Here is a 2,338-nt window from a genome sequence, read left to right as displayed (position 1 = left end):
GCCCCGTACCGCCGCCACCGCCCACATCGCCACCGCGCCCACGCCACCACCCACATCGCCGGCCGTCACAACACCACCGCCACTGCCCGTGTCACATCCAGGGGGGACCATGTCGTACCGGGATCTGCCGTCGCGGTTACCGTCGCGCGCCCGGCGCACCCCGCGCGCGGCGGGAACGGCGCGGACGGCGGGCGCGGGGCCCGCGGCACCGCCGCGCCCCCCGGCGATCGCCGTCGCCGATCTCGACCTCGCCGGGCCGGACGGGCCCGTGCTCTCCTGCACACCGGCGCCCGGCGGCCCCTCACCGGTGCCGGGCGGTGACGCGTATGCCCTGGTCCGCCTGCGCGGCAGACCGGTCGGCACGGTGCTCACCCGCATCCCCGAGAACGCGGACGCCGCGGAGGCGCTCGCCGCCGCCTACCGGTCGGGGAGGACCGCACACACCGCGGGCGCGGCGGACGGACCACGGCCGGGCGAAGGGGCCGGCGGGCCGCCGCGGGCGGCCGTTGTCGTCGCCACCCGGGAGCGGGCGGGACGCCTCGCCCGCGCTCTCGCCTCGCTTCTCGCGCAGGACCACCCCGACTTCCGGGTCCTCGTGGTGGACAACGCGCCGGCCACGACCGCCACCCACGACCTCGTCAGGGACTCCTTCGCGGGCCGTGTCGACTATGTGCGCGAGCCCGTGCCCGGTCTCGCGACCGCGCACAACCGGGGCCTCGCCGCCGTGTCGCGGGACACGGAGGTCGTGGCGTTCACCGACGACGACGTCGTCGCCGACCCGCACTGGCTGACGGCTCTGACCGCGCCCTTCGCGGTCGATCCCCGACTCGGCTGCACCACGGGCCTCATCCTCCCCGCGCGGCTCACCACCCCCGCGCAGATCCTCCTGGAGAGCCACGGCGGGTTCGCCAAGGGATTCACGCCCCGGCTCTACGACCCGGCCCGGCCGCCCGCCGACGAGCCGCTGTTCCCCTTCACGGCAGGCAGCTTCGGCTCCGGCGCCAACATGGCCTTCCGTACGGACGCCCTGCGCGCGGTCGGCGGCTTCGACCCGGCCACGGGCACGGGCACGCCCGCCAGGGGCGGCGACGACCTGTACGGATTCGTCAGCATTCTGAGCGCCGGGCACCGGCTGCGGTATACGCCGGACGCCCTCGTGTGGCACCACCACAGGGAGACCTGGCAGGACGTCAGGAACCAGGCGTACGGGTACGGCGCCGGGCTCACCGCCTACCTCACCGCCGTCCTCGTGCGACAGCCCGCCCTGCTGCCCGCGCTGCTCGCCAGGCTGCCGCGCGGACTCGCGCACGCCCGTGCCATCACGGCCCACCGGCCGGGCGTGGCACGGCCGGAGGCAGGAGAGGGCGGCACGGCGGCCCCCGCCACGGCCGCCGTGCCCGGCACGCACGGGGCGCAGGGGCACCCGTGGCCGCGCGCGCTCTCCCGGCTCGAACGCAGGGGCATGCTCTACGGGCCTCTCGGCTACGCCGCGGCCCGTCTCGCACAGCGCGGGAGGCGGCAGCCGTGACCACCGTCGTGCCCGTCCTTCTGTACCACGCGGTGATGAGCGAACCGCCGGGCTGGATCGCCGAGTTCACCGTCGCGCCGCGGATGTTCGCGGCCCACCTGGACGCCGTGCTCGCGAGCGGCCGTACGCCGCTGACGGCCGGGGCGTTCGCCGACGGCCTCGCGGGCCGCGCCGAACTGCCGGCCCGGCCCGTCGTGCTGACCTTCGACGACGGGTTCGCCGATCTGCCGGGCCCGACGGCGAAGGCGCTGGCGGCCCGCGCGCTTCCCGCCACCGCGTACCTCACGACGGGGGCGCTGACGCCGGGCCGCGGCAGCCTGCTGCCCCCCGCGCCGATGATGTCGCTCCCGCAAGCGGCCGAGCTGGAGGCGTACGGGATCGAGGTCGGCGCGCACACCGTCACCCATGCCCAGCTCGACACGCTCCCGGCCGACGGCCTGCGGCGCGAGCTGCGCGAGTCGAAGGACGTGCTGGAGAACGCGCTCGGGCACGCGGTGGACCACCTCGCCTATCCGCACGGCTACAACAGCCGTGCCGGGCGCGCGGCGGCGGCCGCCGCCGGCTACGCGTCCGCCGTGGCGGTGCGGCACGCGCTGAGTTCCGCGGCGGACCAGCCGTTCCGGATAGCGCGGCTCATCCTGCGCCGCTCCCACACGGCGGCGGACGTGGCCGGATGGATGGCGGGGGAGGGCGCCCGGGTGGCGCCGTTCCCCGACGCGCCGAGGACCGTCGGCTGGCGGCTCTACCGCCGGGCCCGCGCGCGCGTGCGCGGCCCGGAGTTCGCGGGGTAGCGGCAGGGGACGGCGGCGG

The 2,338-nt window shown here is 77.2% G+C and carries 2 protein-coding genes; both read left to right on the top strand.

What is annotated here, in order from left to right; all coding sequences use genetic code 11:
- Window positions 1-226: 226 nt before the first annotated feature.
- Window positions 227-1,528: a glycosyltransferase gene (locus LCE31_RS38945; protein WP_374118710.1), complete on the top strand. Its 1,302-nt coding sequence runs from the start codon at window positions 227-229 to the stop codon at window positions 1,526-1,528.
- 35 nt (window positions 1,529-1,563) lie between these two features.
- Complete coding sequence (locus LCE31_RS38940; protein WP_225022965.1) at window positions 1,564-2,319, top strand: polysaccharide deacetylase family protein; 756 nt, start codon at window positions 1,564-1,566, stop codon at window positions 2,317-2,319.
- Window positions 2,320-2,338: the final 19 nt, after the last annotated feature.

Source organism: Streptomyces sp. 8L, from assembly GCF_020176795.1.
Lineage (GTDB): Bacteria > Actinomycetota > Actinomycetes > Streptomycetales > Streptomycetaceae > Streptomyces.
This window is presented reverse-complemented; position numbering and strand designations above follow the sequence as displayed.